Annotated in this window: 14 protein-coding genes; 4 read left to right on the forward strand and 10 right to left on the reverse strand. The window is 43.7% G+C overall.

Features of this window, described 5'->3' with window-relative positions:
- The first annotated feature begins 1 nt into the window (after window position 1).
- The 3 genes from nusB to OFO12_RS06900 are packed head-to-tail and all read left to right on the forward strand — an operon-like array spanning window position 2 to window position 1,811.
- Window positions 2–391: a transcription antitermination factor NusB gene (gene nusB / locus OFO12_RS06890; protein WP_270866664.1), complete on the forward strand. Its 390-nt coding sequence runs from the start codon at window positions 2–4 to the stop codon at window positions 389–391.
- On the forward strand, window positions 388–1,074 hold the full coding sequence (gene pyrF, locus OFO12_RS06895; RefSeq protein ID WP_270869957.1) for an orotidine-5'-phosphate decarboxylase: 687 nt from the start codon (window positions 388–390) through the stop codon (window positions 1,072–1,074). The genes nusB and pyrF overlap by 4 nt, the downstream gene beginning before the upstream one ends.
- Entirely contained in the window at window positions 1,071–1,811 is a 741-nt protein-coding gene (locus OFO12_RS06900) for a DUF3108 domain-containing protein (protein ID WP_270862601.1), read from the forward strand. The genes pyrF and OFO12_RS06900 overlap by 4 nt, the downstream gene beginning before the upstream one ends.
- Before the next feature lies 1 nt (window position 1,812).
- On the opposite strand, the gene OFO12_RS06905 is transcribed toward OFO12_RS06900, so the two are convergent.
- From OFO12_RS06905 to OFO12_RS06950, 10 genes are all read right to left on the reverse strand, one after another.
- Window positions 1,813–2,268, reverse strand: a complete 456-nt coding sequence (locus OFO12_RS06905) for a hypothetical protein (protein WP_270869958.1) — start codon at window positions 2,266–2,268, stop codon at window positions 1,813–1,815.
- Window positions 2,269–2,277: 9 nt separating this feature from the next.
- Complete coding sequence (locus OFO12_RS06910) at window positions 2,278–2,994, reverse strand: DUF4230 domain-containing protein (protein WP_270869959.1); 717 nt, start codon at window positions 2,992–2,994, stop codon at window positions 2,278–2,280.
- 22 nt (window positions 2,995–3,016) lie between these two features.
- Window positions 3,017–4,228: a threonine ammonia-lyase gene (ilvA, locus tag OFO12_RS06915; RefSeq protein WP_270862599.1), complete on the reverse strand. Its 1,212-nt coding sequence runs from the start codon at window positions 4,226–4,228 to the stop codon at window positions 3,017–3,019.
- Window positions 4,229–4,230: 2 nt separating this feature from the next.
- Window positions 4,231–4,620, reverse strand: a complete 390-nt coding sequence (locus tag OFO12_RS06920; RefSeq protein WP_270869960.1) for a CoA-binding protein — start codon at window positions 4,618–4,620, stop codon at window positions 4,231–4,233.
- Window positions 4,617–5,726, reverse strand: coding sequence for a tRNA (uridine(54)-C5)-methyltransferase TrmA (gene trmA, locus OFO12_RS06925; protein ID WP_270869961.1), 1,110 nt, complete (start codon window positions 5,724–5,726; stop codon window positions 4,617–4,619). The genes OFO12_RS06920 and trmA overlap by 4 nt, the downstream gene beginning before the upstream one ends.
- On the reverse strand, window positions 5,713–7,416 hold the full coding sequence (locus OFO12_RS06930; protein WP_270869962.1) for a Na+/H+ antiporter NhaC family protein: 1,704 nt from the start codon (window positions 7,414–7,416) through the stop codon (window positions 5,713–5,715). The genes trmA and OFO12_RS06930 overlap by 14 nt, the downstream gene beginning before the upstream one ends.
- 21 nt (window positions 7,417–7,437) lie before the next feature.
- The gene (locus tag OFO12_RS06935; RefSeq protein WP_270869963.1) at window positions 7,438–8,682 is read right to left on the reverse strand and encodes an ankyrin repeat domain-containing protein; all 1,245 of its coding nucleotides are present in this window, start codon (window positions 8,680–8,682) and stop codon (window positions 7,438–7,440) included.
- An 85-nt stretch (window positions 8,683–8,767) separates the two neighbouring features.
- Complete coding sequence (locus tag OFO12_RS06940; protein ID WP_270869964.1) at window positions 8,768–11,317, reverse strand: bifunctional aconitate hydratase 2/2-methylisocitrate dehydratase; 2,550 nt, start codon at window positions 11,315–11,317, stop codon at window positions 8,768–8,770.
- Window positions 11,318–11,442: 125 nt separating this feature from the next.
- Complete coding sequence (locus tag OFO12_RS06945) at window positions 11,443–13,611, reverse strand: heavy metal translocating P-type ATPase (RefSeq protein WP_270869965.1); 2,169 nt, start codon at window positions 13,609–13,611, stop codon at window positions 11,443–11,445.
- 6 nt (window positions 13,612–13,617) lie between these two features.
- On the reverse strand, window positions 13,618–13,827 hold the full coding sequence (locus tag OFO12_RS06950; RefSeq protein ID WP_442867887.1) for a heavy-metal-associated domain-containing protein: 210 nt from the start codon (window positions 13,825–13,827) through the stop codon (window positions 13,618–13,620).
- Between the two features lie 141 nt (window positions 13,828–13,968).
- Between OFO12_RS06950 and OFO12_RS06955 the strand changes: the two genes are divergently transcribed.
- Window positions 13,969–14,706 (forward strand): YebC/PmpR family DNA-binding transcriptional regulator, encoded by a 738-nt coding sequence (locus OFO12_RS06955; protein WP_270858167.1) that lies wholly within the window; start codon window positions 13,969–13,971, stop codon window positions 14,704–14,706.
- The last annotated feature ends 7 nt before the right edge of the window (window positions 14,707–14,713 follow it).

Genomic DNA, 14,713 nt, shown 5'->3' on the forward strand with positions numbered 1-14,713 from the left:
CATGGCGACAAGACACCAAGCGCGATTAGCGGTGATTTCGCTACTTTACGCAAAAGATATGAACGAAGAAAAGCCTGAGTTTGAAAACGAATATTTAGAAGAAAAAAAGATTAGAAACGAGCAGAGAAACTGGACGCTAGGCCTGCTTCACAGCGTGCGCGATAATACAGAAACGATTGACGCGCTTTTAAATGAGTATTTGAAGGAATTTAAACTACACGAAATTTCAGCGGTTGAGCGCGCTATTTTGCGACTTGGCGCGTATGAGTTGCGTTTCAGTGATACAGACGCTGGTATCATCATAAACGAAGCCGTAACCGCAGCCAAGGAGCTTGGCGCGTCATCGAAGCTAATAAACGGCGTTTTAGACGCTATTAAGGTCGTAAAATGAAGCTTTGCGTAGCCTTGGATATGGCTAGCAAAGAGCAAAATTTAGCTTTGAGTGCGAATTTAGCGCAATTTGGGGATCAAATTTGGCTCAAAGTCGGCCTGCGCTCGTATCTGCGAGACGGGGCGAAATTTATCGAAAAACTCAAAAAAATCGCAAATTTTAAAATTTTCTTAGATCTTAAATTTTACGATATCCCAAACACCATGGCTGACGCCGCGCAGGTCGTCGCAGGTCTTGGCGTAGATATGATAAACCTGCACGCAAGCGCTGGAAAGCGCGCTATGAGCGAGGTTATGAACCGCTTAGGCGCGCTAAATACCCGCCCGCTCGTGCTTGGTGTATCGGCATTGACAAGCTTTAACGAGAGCGAATTTGGCGAAATTTACAACGATGAAATTGCGCCAAGCGTGGTGAAATTCTCGCGTTTTGCGCATGAGTGCGGGCTAGATGGCATGGTCTGCTCGGTTTTTGAATCAAGTGCGATTAAAAACGCCACAAACGATAAATTTATCACGCTTTGCCCTGGCGTGCGACCTTTTGGCGAGAGTGCAAACGATCAAGCGCGTGTGGCAAATTTAAGCGACGCTAAAAGCGCAAACGCCGATTTTATCGTGGTCGGTCGCCCGATTTATCAAGCGCAAAATCCAGAGCAAATCGTAAAGCAAATTTTGGCTAGCTTATGAGAGTTTTAGCATTTCTTTTTTTCTTTTTCGGCGCAGTATTTGGCGAAACTATCGAGGCACACTACGATATTTCTTACGGCGTTTTTGGCGTCGTGGGGCATGCCGATGCTAAATTAGTCAAAACCGCCAAAACCTACGAAATCACGCTAAATGCGAGGGCTTATGGGATCGCTGGCTCGCTAAGCGGGGATAGAAGGGAGAAATTTTACTCCAAAGGAAGCGTTGTGGGCGAGATTTTAAAACCCAAAATTTACCGCCACGAAGTCGAGCGCAAAAAGGGTAAAAAAACCATAAACACGCGCCAAATTTTCACATTTGATTACAATAACAAACGCATTAGAGAGCAGAAATTTAAGGGCGAAAACGGCGATTTGCGTCCTAGTAGCGACAAAATTTTGCCATATTTTGCGACAAACGACCTGCTAAGCGTGTTTTTTAATTTCGGCAAAATTCCGCACAAAGGCGATATGTTTTTCCTAACCGCAGCCGGAGCCAAAAACGAAACCGGGCGCATAGATGTGCAAATCCCGCGTGGCAAACACGCCAAAGCTATCCAAAACGCCTTGCAGACGAGCTCGAACCCATTTATCGTTTTTATAAATCAAAAGATTTTTTCTAGCAAAAAGGGCGAACTCTACCTCTCGCTAAATCGCCAAGAAATCGCAGAAAATGTGATTTTAAAAGATGTTTTGTTTTTCGGCGATATCCATGCTAAGCTAACTGAGGCTAAATTTTAGCCTAAAATTCATATCCGAAAATTTTAATGCCCTCTTCTAGCTTTTCGTAGCGAATTTGCGGAAATTTTGCTAGCAAATCTAATACCATTTCCAAATCATTTTTTTTCGTTTTATCATACCTTTGCGGTATGAAAATCCACGCTATCTCATCGTATGCAAAAACCCCGATTTTAAAGGCGATTTGTGCGTTTTGTATCTGCCATTTGGAGCTGTTTTTGATAGCGTAAAAATTCGGAAAAAGGATTTTTTTTATGATAAAGCATTTGCAAAAGCTAAATTCGCTAAAAAAGCCCGCCCAAAGCTCGTCTGGCACGAAATAGCCCTTGGCTTTGAGCCGTTTTTTCTCCCTGCTTAGGCGAATCGGAGTGATAAATCGCTCGAATTTAGCGTAAATTTTGCGCTTAAAGCTCGTATAATACGAAAAATACAGCCCAAACAGCGCCTCGTAAGCCTGCAACGCTCGCCCTTATTTCTCTTCGATTTGCGATTTTAGCGAACTTGCGATAGAAATATCGCTTGGGTTGATATCGATTGTCTCTAATGCCTTGTCTTGGAAGACAAAGCCGATTTCTTTGGCGCCAAAACTTTTTGCTATGGTTTCAAGTGTGTCGGTTGCGGATTTGTGGATTTTGCCCCCTAAATCGTTTATGATTTTAAGCGAGAGTGACTTAACCTCGTTTTTCGCGTCGTCGATTAGGCGGTTTTTATCGCTCTCATCAAAGCTAGATCCAAAAATACCATTTAGCGAATCAGGCAGCAAAAACGGCAAAAGTTTGGAGTTTTTCTCGTCGTAAATTTTCATATCCTTAATCGAATATTTGTATTTGCAAGGTGGCATTTTGATCTCGTATTTGTCCTCGCCACGCGGAATTATGCTAAATTCAGGGCTTAGCAGGTCATAGACGAAATCTATCTCAAACTCGAAAATAATCGCAATCTGTTTTTTCGTCATCAGTGGCGAAACTAGCGAGCCAAGGAAGCCGTCAGCGACATTTTCTTTGCGTGTAACGATCTCTTTGGAATAAATTTTAAACACGCTTAACTCGCCTATGCTTTTTAGGCGCGTAATATCCGTGCTAATCTCCGTTTTAGGGGCATTTGCGCCAGATTTTTTCATACGCAAAAACATATAAACCAAAATCACAAAAATTAAAAAATTTAAGATAAAAGCCAAATTTTCCAAATTTTATCCTTTCAAATTTCGCCTAAAACAGCTCTTTGAAATCATATCCTGCGCTTTTTAACGCCCACGCAATCTCCTCTTGGTGCGCCTTGCCCTTGGTTTCTAGCGTGATTGTAATTTGCGCATCGCCGTATTCGATCTCGGTCGAGAAGCGATCATAGTCGATTTTGACGATGTTTGCGTTCGCATCACGCAAAACATTTGTAAGCTTGGTTAGCGAGCCCGGTTTATCCACGAGCGTAACATTTATCGTCATTTTGCGGTGAGATTTGATAAGACCTTTTTCGATGATGATGTTTAGCATTTGCACATCGATATTTCCACCACTTAAAATAATGCCGATTTTAGCGCCCTCATTAAAGCTAAATTTATGATTTATCAGCGCAGCCACGCCCACAGCTCCTGCGCCCTCGACGATGATTTTTTGATTTTCTAGCAAATACAAAATCGCGCTTGCGACCTCCTCATCATCGACTTGGACGAACTCATCGACGCTTTCTAAAATATGTTTTAGCGTGATCTCGCTAGTATCACGCACCGCGATACCATCGGCGATAGTGCGCACGCTCTGAGAGTTTATCGCCTTTTTAGCTACGAAGCTATCATGCATGGCAGGCGCGCCCTTTGCGCCAACGGCGATGATTTTTATATCAGGATTGATTTGTTTAGCACAGCTTGCCACGCCACTGATTAATCCGCCACCGCCCACAGGCGCTATGATATAGTCTAAATCCGCGACATCTTCTAGCATTTCAAGCGCGATTGTGCCCTGTCCTGCTTGGACTAGCTCATCATCGAAAGGATGGACAAAGGTAAGGTTGTTTTCCTTGGCATATTCGAGCGCATAAGCGTAAGCCTCGTCGAAATTATCGCCTTTTAGGATAATCTCAGCCCCCAAAGCCTTGGTGCCACTGACCTTTAAAAGCGGAGTTGCTTCTGGCATGACGATTACGGCACGCACGCCAAATTTTTGCGCACTCATAGCCACGCCTTGCGCGTGATTGCCCGCACTCGCTGCGATTACGCCACGGCTCTTTTCATCTTCGCTAAGATGAGCGATTTTGTTGTATGCGCCACGAATTTTATACGCACCCGTGCGTTGTAAATTCTCATTTTTTAGATAAATTTGCGCCCCATAAATTTCGCTTAACTTTGGTGCGAAAGCGAAGGGTGTCTTATGCACAAAAGCCGCTATTGTGCGCTTTGCTTGAACTATTTTATTTAAATCTACCATTTTTAGCCTTTCAAATTTTTATGCTCTATCATTATGCACTTGTTTTGGATAAAATTTACTCCATTTTTTTGTGCCAAAAAAGCCACGCTATCGTTAAAAATGCCAAGTTGTAACCAAAGCGTTTTGGCTTTACACGCCAAAACATCGCTAAAAAGCGCGTTTGCGAACTCGCCTTTTCGAAACATAACGACAATGTCGATTTTATCATTTATTTCTTTTAAATTTCTATAAACCTTCCTGCCTAAAATTTCATCAAATTTAGGATAAATTGGAAAAATTTTAAAATTTTGCGCGACTAAATACTGCCCCACGCGGTTGCTTGGCTTGCTCTGATTTGGGCTAAGCCCCACGATAGCGATATTTTTGGCATTTCTTAAAATTTCACTTATCACGCTAACGCCTTTAAAATCACGCCACACTCGACATGCGCAGTATGCGCGAACTGATCGAAAATCGCGAATTTCTCCACCTTGTGCGTTTTGCAAAGATAGCTTAAATTTTGCTTCAAGCTTTGCGGATTGCACGAAATGTAGATTATGTTTTTGTAATCTTTGATGAAATTTAGCACGCTTGCTTCAAGCCCTGCGCGTGGCGGATCTACCAAAATATGCGAGATTTCATAGCCTTGCAAATCTACCCCTTCTAAGCGGGTAAATTCGCGCTCTCCCCCAAATGCGCTCATTAGCTCATCTGCGCTTAGGCGCACGAATTTTATGTTTTTAGCGCCGTTTTTTTGCACGTTTAAAAGTGCGTTTTTTATGCTATTTTTGCTAATCTCATTTGCCAAAATTTGGCGAAATTTAGCACTAAGCGGGATTGTGAAATTCCCATGTCCGCAATACATTTCAAGCAGATCTTTTCTAGCGCTTTTCTCATCGCCCACTGCGCCTAACACCCACGAAATCATCTTTTCATTAACGCCTCTGTTTGGCTGCGAAAACGCCGTAGCTTCGAAAGTGTAGCGATAAACTTGCCCCTTTATTTCAAACTCGTCTTCTAAATTTTCCCTGCCAAAAACGAGCTTTTTCCCGCGCGATCTAGCGATTAAATTTACCCCCAAATTTTTGGCTAAATTTGCCAAATTCGGCTCTATTTCTTCGATATTTCGGTGATATAAAAGCACGCATAAAAAATCATTTTTACTAGCGATAAACTCGCACCCAAAAAGCCTAAATTTTAAAATTTCATCATTTTGTAAAATCGGCAAAACTCTATCCATAAAGCTTTGGATTTTTTCATCTACGATAGGGCAGTTTTGCACGAAAACACGCTCTTTATCCCTGCCTCGCATGCTAAAATGAAGCTTCTCGCCCTCGTGAAAAATCCCAAATTCAGCCCGCGAGCGAAATGCGCTTTCTTTGGAGGCAAAAACCTCGATTTCGCCAGTATAAAACGGCGCAAACTCCGCGCTTATGCGCTCTTTTTTTAAATTTAACTGCTCTTTGTAAGGCAAATCATAAACGCAACTTCCACAAATACCAAATTTATCGCACTTCACCGCTTACCTTTTTGCCTAAAATTCGTATCGCAAGCACGGTTACGCCAAGCCCAAAGACTAGGCAGACCCAGACATTTACCCCAAAGCTAGCTGGCAAAAACCCGCAAAATGTACTGATGATACCCACGACGATAGCGTAAGGTAGCTGAGTGCTGACATGCTCGATATGATCGCAACCTGCGCCCATTGAGGAGAGGATTGTGGTATCTGAAATCGGCGAGCAGTGATCGCCAAAAATCGCCCCTGTAAAAACCGAGCTGATATTTAAACACATAAAAGCATGAAATTCATCGCCGCTAAGGCCGTATTTCGCCCCCACAGAAGCAGCTAGTGGCACAGCGAGTGGAGTTACGATACCCATAGTGCCAAAGCTAGTGCCTGTTGAAAATGAAATAATCGAGCTTAGCACAAAAATCACGAGCGCAAGTAGCGCCATAGGGGTGCTCTCGCCTAGCAAATCCACAAGGTATTTTGAGGTGCCAAGCTCTTTTATCGTAGAACTTAGCGACCACGCAAAAAGCAGGATTAAAACGGTTGTAAGCATGGTTTTCCAGCCCCCAATCCAAATTTCAATCCCCTCTTTGATACCATAAATTTTTTGCCACAGCCCCAAAACTATGCCGATTATCGACGAAAACATAGCCGCTTGAAACAGCACCACAGAAGCGTCAGCCCCGCTAAATGCCGTTCTGATAGAAACGAAGGAAAACGGATCTGCTTGCACAGCCTTTAATTCCTCTTCGCCAAGCGCGCCAAGTCCGTTTGCATAAAACCCAATCACGCTTAGCACAATCATCGCTCCAAGCGGAATTAAAGCATTAATCTTGCGTGGTTCGATACCCCCTTTTGGACTAAATGCTTGATCTTCTAAATTTGCGATTTTAAAGTCCCGTCCGCCATTTTTGCCAGCGCGAGACGCCATTTCGGCGCGATACATAGGGCCAAATTCCCTCATCATCACAGCACTTGCCACGACAAAGAAAAGCATGTAAATATTATAAAATCTATACGGGATTGTCTCCACAAAAATCGTAAATGCGTTGATATCCTCGACGCCAATTTGCGCATACGCTTCCTTAATCGCCGAAATCTCAACCCCGACCCAAGTCGAAATCAGCGCAATTCCAGTTATCGGCGCAGCTGTCGCGTCGATGATAAAGGCAAAGCGCGCACGCGAAATTTTAAATCTATCCATCAAAGGACGCATGATAGGCCCCAAAATAAGGGCGTTTGCGTAATCGTCAAAGAAAATGATAATTCCCATAAACCAAGTATAAATTTGCGCCCTAACCCCAGTATGCGCCCTAGCCCCAAGCCACATAGCAAGGGCTTTGGTGCCGCCACTTTTGGTAACTAGCGCGATTAAGCCTCCGATACACATAACTTGAAGCAAAATTCCCGCATTCCACGCATCTGCCATGGAGGCTACCACACGCGCACACAAATCCGTAAAAGCTACGACAAAGCCAGAGAGCACGCCATTATCGTTCATACCGATGAGAAATGTCCCGCTTAACACGCCCAAAAACAGCGATAAAATGACATCTTTGGTGATAAATGCAAGAGCAATCGCCACAAGTGGCGGAATCAGCGTCAGTGCGCCATAAATGCTTGCATTTTTTTCAGCTGGGCTAAGCTCCGCGCCAAAGACAAAAAACGGAAGCAAAAAAATAAATAAAATCCTAAACATAAATTTCCCTTTTGTATTAGATTAGTTCGCTATATCTTCGAAATTTTCCTCTGCCATGCTTCCCATGAAATCCCCATTATTCGCGCTTACACTAGGTTTAAGTCCGATAGATTTGAGGTATTCTTGGATCTTTTCATCGCCACCAAAAATAGCGTAATCAAGCGCATTTAGCCCGGCCTCATCTACTCTTTTTTCATCTGCGCCAGATTTTACCAAAAGCTCGGTGATTTCTTTGTTTCCATGTAGCGCCGAATACATTAGCAAACTAGCACCCAAATCATTAAACGCACACGCGTCCGAATACCCGCCAAGTGAAGCTAGCGCGCCCTTTTCGGTAGAGCCGATTTGGCGGACATTGACACTTGCGTGGTTATAGACCATGAAATTTACCATTTCGTAGTTTTTGCTAGCCACAGCGTAGAAAATCGGGGTTTGGCCAAGTTGATTTTTGTGCGATACTTGCGCGCCTTTGGAGATTAGAAATTTAGCATTTTGTAAATTTGACATAGCGTAAAATAGCGCGCTATCGTCCCCATCGTTAATCTTCGCCCCGCGCGTAATAAGTGCGTCGATAAATTTCGTATCATATCCTAGCAAAAGTGCCAAATTTAGCGCACCGCTAAGGTCGTTTGTGCTGTAAGTGTCGCTGCTTAAAAGCACATTAAACTCATCTATATTTACCCTGTTTTTAAGGGCTAATTCGAGCTTATTATACGCGTCGATACTGCGATTTTTGGCCGCATATAGGGCAAATTCGCTCAGCACCAAATCCGCAATCTCACTAGCCTCGTTTGGGGATAAATTTGCGTTAAAATGGCTTTGTAATGCTGTTTTTGCCAAATTTATCTCAGAGATAAAATTTTTGAAATTTATGAAATTTATAAATTTTTGCTCAGAGTAAAATTCTAAAATTTCTAGCGCATTTGCATACGCTGCGCCTAAATTTTTCTGCTTAGCCTCGCGCAAAAATCCCTCGCTATCCATGCCAGCCTGCGCTAATATGCGTTCGAATTTTTTCTCATTTATGCTAGCTTCGTTTCCCACGCACTCGATACTCTCGCTTCTAATCGTCCTAGCTAAATTTTGCAAATTTCGCAAAAATGGAGCCTTTACAAGCGAGCCCTTGCAATCATAATCACTCAGCAAAAGTTCGCTAGGGCTTGGCGTAGTGGCAAAATAGGCTTTCGGATCTGCCTCGATATCGGCGCAGGTCGCGCCAAAAGCACAGATTGCGCCAAATATCCATAAAATCAAAATTCTTTGCATAACCAACCTTGTCAAATTTAACCTGCCATTTTAGCGAAATTTTGCTTATTTAAACTTATTAGCGCAAAACGCGCTAATTCGTGGCTTAGAGCGCGAAATTTTCTTCCTCGTTAAAATTTAAATAACGATAAATTTCGCTATTTTTGCCACTTAATTTCTCACGCACTATCTCTTTGTATTCTCTCGCGCTAGGAATTCTGCCTAGCATCGCGCAAACAGCGGCTAGTTCGGCACTGGCTAAATACACCTTAGCACCCATACCCATGCGATTATCGAAATTTCTAGTCGAAGTTGATACTACGACCGCATTATCTTTTACTCGCGCTTGATTTCCCATACACAGCGAGCACCCAGGCACCTCTGTGCGCGCTCCTACCGCGCCAAATACGCTATACACGCCCTCTTCTTTGAGTTTTTTTTCGTCCATTTTCGTAGGCGGTGCTATCCAAAGGCGGGCTGGTGTTTGCGCGCTACCCTTTAAAATCTGCGCTGCGGCGCGATAATGCCCGATATTTGTCATACAGCTTCCGATGAAAACCTCATCGATATTTTTCGCCCTTGCCTCATCGGCTAAAATTTCGCTTAGCGTTGCGACATCGTCAGGGTCGTTAGGGCAGGCTAAAATCGGCTCTGTAATCTCACCCAAATCTATTTCAATCACTTCTGCGTATTTTGCGTTTTCATCGGCTTTTAGAAGTGTCGGATTTTCTAGCCATTTTTTCATTTTTTCGCCCCTTCTAGCTAGCGCGTCGCTGTTTTGATAACCAGCTTTTATCATAGCGTCGATTAGAGCGATATTTGAGCGTATGTATTCGCACACGCTCTCGGTATTTAGCGCGATCGCGCACGCTGCTGCACTTCTCTCGGCACTAGCGTCGCTTAGCTCGAAAGCCTGCTCGGCCTTTAAATTTTCAAGCCCTTCAATCTCTAAAATTTTGCCCGCAAATATATTTTTCTTGCCCTTTTTCTCGACGCTCAATAAGCCTTTTTTAATCGCATAGTAAGGAATTGCATTTACCAAATCGCGCAAAGTAATGCCCTCTTGCAACTCGCCTTTAAATCTAACTAGCACGGATTCTGGCATATTTAGTGGCATACTTCCAGTAACTGCCGCAAACGCCACTAGCCCGCTACCTGCTGGAAAGCTAATGCCGATTGGAAATCTCGTGTGGCTATCTCCGCCCGTGCCTACGCTATCAGGGAGCACCATACGATTTAGCCATGAGTGGATTACGCCGTCCCCTGGGCGCAGTGCCACGCCACCGCGACTACTCATAAAAGACGGAAGCGTTCGGTGTGTGATAGTATCGCTTGGCTTAGGGTAGGCTGCTGTGTGGCAAAAGCTCTGCAACACGAAATCTGCGCCAAATCCAAGGCTAGCAAGCTCTTTAATCTCATCGCGCGTCATAGGGCCTGTGGTGTCTTGCGAACCCACAGTTAGCGTGAGTGGCTCGACATACATACCAGCTCTCACGCCCGCCATGCCACAGGCTTTGCCGACGATTTTTTGCGCGAGAGTGTAACCTGCGCTCTCGTCAAATTTAGGTTGCTCTGGTCTAGTAAAAATCTCATCATCGCCTAAGCCTAGCTCTTTTCTAGCCTTAGCGCAAAGCCCTCTTGCGATGATTAGCGGGATTCGCCCGCCGGCTTTGTATTCATCGAAAATCGTATTTGGGCTCAGGCTAAATTTGCAAACGACCTCGCCATTTTTGACAATCTCGCCCTTGTATGGATAAATCTCGATTTCATCGCCCATTTCGAGATTTTCCACACTCGCTTCGATTGGCAAGGCACCGCTATCTTGGGCTGTGTTGAAAAAAATCGGCGCGATGACCGAGCCTATGATTACACCGCCTGTTTTTTTGTTTGGGATACCATAAATTTCCTCGCCGATATGCCACTGCACGGAATTCACGCCACTTTTGCGACTACTTCCAGTGCCCACGACATCGCCCACATACACGACCTGCCTACCGCTTTTTTTAAGCTGAGCGATTGTTTCTAGGCTACCGGCTTGGCGTTTGCTAAGCATGCTTAGAGCGTGAAGCGGGATATCAGAACGCGTGAAAGCCTCGCTAGCAGGGCTTAAATCATCTGTGTTTGTCTCGCCAGCGACCTTGAAAACCACGCCTTTGATACACTCACTCAGAGGTTTTTTCGCCCTAAACCACTCCATATTCGCCCACGCTTGAAGCACGGCTTTTGCGTGAGCGTTGCCCTCTTTTGCCAGCCTTGCGACCTCTGCGAAGTAATCATGCACGAAAATCGTCCTACCAAGAGCCGCTGCTGCGCCCTTTGCGGTGGCTTCATCTGCGCTTTGTAAGGCGCGGATTAGCTCGATCACGCTGTATCCGCCAAGCATGCGCTCCAACATCGCAAAAGCCTCATCTTTGCTAATACCAGCCACAATGCACTCACCGTTTATGATTTCGCCTAAAAACTCCGCCTTGATTTTAGCGGCATCATCGACGCCCGGGTTAATGCGTGTTTTTAAAATTTCGATTAATTTTTCGCTTGGATTGGTTTTTAGGATTTCGCACAACTGCTTGGTTTGCTCGGCGCTAAGTGCTAGTGGCGGGATACCTAGCTTCGCGCGCTCATTTACGCTGGATTCGTAGTTTTGTAAAAAGTCCATATTTTGCCCCTTTTTGGTAAAATTTTGGACAATTTTACAATAAATTTGATTAAATAGTTAAATTCGCAGGAATTTTAAATTTGCACTCATTGCAAGAAATTTGCGTTAGCAAAATTCAAAACAATTTAAATTCTCGCAAATTTCAGTCTAATCGAATTTAGCACTACGGTTACCGAGCTAAAACACATTGCCAGAGCCCCAAACATCGGTTTTAGTAATATTCCCCACAAAGGATATAAAATTCCAGCCGCCACAGGTATGCAGATGAGATTGTAAAAAAACGCCCAAAAAAGGTTTTGTTTTATCGTTTTCATCGCCACCTGCGACAAATTTATCAAATAAGCCAAATTTCGCAAGTCGTTTTTGATAAAGATTATATCTCCGGCACCCTTGGCGATGTCGCTGCCTGAGTTCATCGCGACACCTATACCGGCGGTTTTAAGAGACGGAGCGTCGTTTATGCCATCTCCTACGAAAAGGACTTTTTCGCCGTTTTTTAAATTTGCGATAAATTCATATTTTTGGCTTGGCAAAACTTCGCTTATGATCTCATCTATGCCTAAATTTTTGCCGATGAAATTCGCTGTTTTGGCGTTATCACCTGTTAGCATTATGGTTTTTATGCCTTGATTTTTGAGTGTGCTTATGCACTGCTTGGCTTCATCACGCAAAATGTCGCTAAGCGCCACAAAGCCCACGAATTCGGCATTTATAGCCACAAAAATCACGCCAAAGCCGTTAGATAAAAATTCATCTGCATTTTTTGGCGTTTCAAATTCCACGCCGTTTTCATTTAAAAGCTCTTTATTTCCCGCTAGTAGCGTAAATTCGCCGTTTTGCGCCTTTATACCACGACCCAGCAAACTCTCAAATTCTCCGTCAAATTTAGCAAATTTAACCCCTTTTTCTTTTGCAAATTTCACAATCGCCTTTGAAATCGGGTGTTCGCTAAGCATTTGCACGCTTGCGATTAGTGCCAGATTTTCATCGCTTAAATTTGTAAAATTTACCGAAATTTCGCCCCTGCTGAGTGTGCCTGTTTTATCAAAAACGGCGATTTTCGTATCTTTTAAGATTTCTAAAACTTCTGGGTTTTTTACCAAAACGCCGTTTTTAGCGGCATTTGAAATAGCGCAAACTATCGCAATGGGCGTAGCCAAACCCAAAGCGCAAGGGCATGAAATAATCAAAACGCAAATCGCGCAAAGTAAGCCGATATGGGCTTTTCCTGCGACTAGCCAAATCACAAACACGCAAACGGCGATAAAAATCACGCTTGGCACAAAGATATTTGCGATTTTATCGGCAAAGCGAGAAATCGGCATTTTTTTGCTTCCTGCTTCGCTTAGCAAATTTTTGATTTCAGCTAAAACGCTTTGGTGCGAAAATTTTGTGATTTCCACTTGCAAAATTCCTGCGACACTCACGCACCCAGCATTTACGCTGTCGCCGACCTTTTTAAAAACGGCTAAACTCTCGCCGGTTATCAGGCTTGTATCTATTTCGGCAACGCCATCTATAACCACGCCATCGCCCGGGATTTGCGCACCGTTTTTGACTAAAACTTTATCGCCGGGTTTTAGTTCGTTAGCCAAAATTTCGCTTGTCGTGCCGTCTGGGTTAATCAAAATCGCCTTTTTTGGGCTTAAATCGATAAGTTTTTTAATGTAATCATTGGCTTTTAGTTTGCTTCGCTCTTCAAGGTATTTTCCTAGCAATATGAAAGCGATTATCATCGATGAAGAGCTAAAATACAAATTCGCCCACTCATTTCCGCCCTTAAAATGGACGAAAATCGCACTTCCTAGCGAATACAAATACGCCGCAGATGAGCCAAGCGAAACCAGAACATTCATATCGTAGTTTTTGTTTTTAAGTGAGCCTATCGCGTGATAAAAAAAGTTTTTGCCGCAAAAGCCAAGCACAACAGCACCCAAAATCGCACAGAGCAGGGCTTTTACGGCGAAGCTGAAATTTGATTTCATTTCGATTAGCATTATAAAACACGCTAAAATCACGGCTAAAACGAATTTAAAAAGCATATTTTTTAAATTTCGCGCCTTTTTGGCTTCCAGCTCTTCGTAGTTTGTGGCGATTTCATAGCCTAGTTTTGTGATTTTTGCTTTTACGGCGTCTAGCACGGCATCATCTGCCACTTCAAATTCGCCCGAACCAGCTGTGAAGCTCACGCTTACGCTTTCGACGCCGTCGATTTTACGCGTAACTCGCTCGATTGCGTTCGAGCAATTCACGCAGGTCATTCCGACTATGTTTAGGTTAAATTTTTGTGCCATTTGCGATTAAATTTTGGTTGCGCTAAATCCCAAATCGTCCATTTCGCTAAGAAATTTTTCCACCTCATCTGCGCTTAAATTTACGCTTACGACCTTGTTTTCTACATCGACACTAATCTCGCCAAACTCCTCAGCTAGGGCGTTTTTGATAGTATTTGCGCAGCCGTTGCACATGATTTTTGGTGCGCTAAATTTCATAGTTTGTTTAAAAGACATTTTCGCTCCTTGAAAAAATTATTTTGCGATTATATATCAAAATTTACAACATTTGTCAATCCTAAATCCACTACCCCTAAATTTAAGCCAAATTTTGCTACAATCGTAGGTTTTTAAATTTTAAATTCACAAGGATAATTTATGGGACGAGCGTTTGAGTATAGACGAGCGGCAAAAGAGGCTAGATGGGGGAAAATGAGCAAACTTTTCCCAAAACTTGGCAAGGCAATCACAATGGCAGCCAAAGAAGGTGGCGAAGATCCTGAAATGAACGCCAAACTTCGCGCTGCAATCGCGACTGCAAAGGCGCAAAACATGCCAAAGGACAATATCGACGCGGCGATTAAACGCGCCAGCGGCAAGGATAGCGCAGAGATTAAGACTGTATTTTACGACGGCAAAGCCCCGCACGGCGCGCTTGTCATCGTCGAGTGCGCCACAGACAACCCTACCCGCACGGTTGCAAACATAAAATCAGCCTTCAACAAAGGCAAGGGCGAGTTTTTGCCAAGCGGAAGTTTGAAATTTATGTTTTCTCGCAAGGCAGTTTTTGAGACGAAATTCCCAGATGGCGCAGATATCGAGGAGCTAGAACTCGAACTAATCGACTTTGGACTAAGCGAAATCGAGGTAAATGAGTTCGAAAACGACAAAGGCGAGAGCGAAAAAACGCTAATCATCTATGGCGAATACGAAAATTTCGGCACTCTAAATGAGGGTATCGAAAAGCTAGGTTTGGAGCTAATTAGCGGAAATTTGAAATTCATCGCCAACGACAAACACGAATTCAGCGACGAGCAAATCGCCGATATCGACGCGCTACTAGATCGCCTCGAAGACGACGACGATGTGCAAGCAATCTACACAAATATCGAATAAGGAGCAA

Origin of the sequence: Campylobacter sp. JMF_04 NA10, assembly GCF_027737655.1 — a bacterium.
In the GTDB taxonomy this organism is placed as follows: domain Bacteria; phylum Campylobacterota; class Campylobacteria; order Campylobacterales; family Campylobacteraceae; genus Campylobacter_B.